The sequence below is a fragment of the Mycobacterium arosiense ATCC BAA-1401 = DSM 45069 genome (assembly GCF_002086125.1).
Lineage (GTDB): Bacteria > Actinomycetota > Actinomycetes > Mycobacteriales > Mycobacteriaceae > Mycobacterium > Mycobacterium arosiense.
In genome coordinates this window covers 1-679 of sequence record NZ_MVHG01000226.1, presented here as the reverse complement: position 1 = coordinate 679, position 679 = coordinate 1, and the positions used below count along the sequence as shown (strand labels likewise).

Here is a 679-nt window from a genome sequence, read left to right as displayed (position 1 = left end):
ACCTTCAATCACTCGGCTACGACACGCCGGTCACCAAATCGGTCCCCGACTCGTACACCACCTTGGCGGACGCAACCTCGACCGATGAGTTGTCCGCATCAGATCGGCGCCGAGGTGGAAGCCAGGTTGTTGGAGTTGCGTTACACCTACTTCGGTTGATCCTTGACACTCCTTCAGATGAAGGAGTTGAGCGTGGCCGAGCAGCGGTATCAGGCCGTGTTAGCGGTGATCAGCGACGGATTGTCGATTTCGCAGGTCGCTTCGAAGGTTGGGGTGTCGCGTCAGACGCTGCACTCGTGTTTGCCGCTATGAGTCTCAGGACCTTGAGGGGCTGGTGGATCGGTCGCACCGGCCGGTGTCGTGTCCGCATCAGATGCCGGCGGCGGTGGAGGCGGTCTTGCTGAGGTTGCGGCGATTGCGGCCGTATCGGGCGGCCGCGGCGGTTGGTGTTCGAGTGGGCCAAACGCCGGGTGGCGCCGGTGCCCTCGGAGTCGGCGGTCTCTCGGGCCCTGGTGCGGGCGGGCATGATCGATCCGGCGGTGCGGGACCGGCGTTCGCGTAAGTGGAAACGCTGGCAGCGCGGGGCACCGATGGAGTTGTCGTGACCGGACCCCGTGAACTGGTCCACGGCGAAGGAGAGTCGTTCATTGGTGGGTACAGGTGGCAGCGTAGTGGGCTG

At 64.2% G+C, this 679-nt stretch carries 1 pseudogene; it reads left to right on the top strand.

Annotation, left to right across the window (positions count from 1 at the left end):
- Positions 1–177: 177 nt before the first annotated feature.
- Positions 178–599 (top strand): annotated as a pseudogene (locus tag BST14_RS28205) (helix-turn-helix domain-containing protein); the annotation flags it as partial.
- Between the last annotated feature and the right edge of the window lie 80 nt (positions 600–679).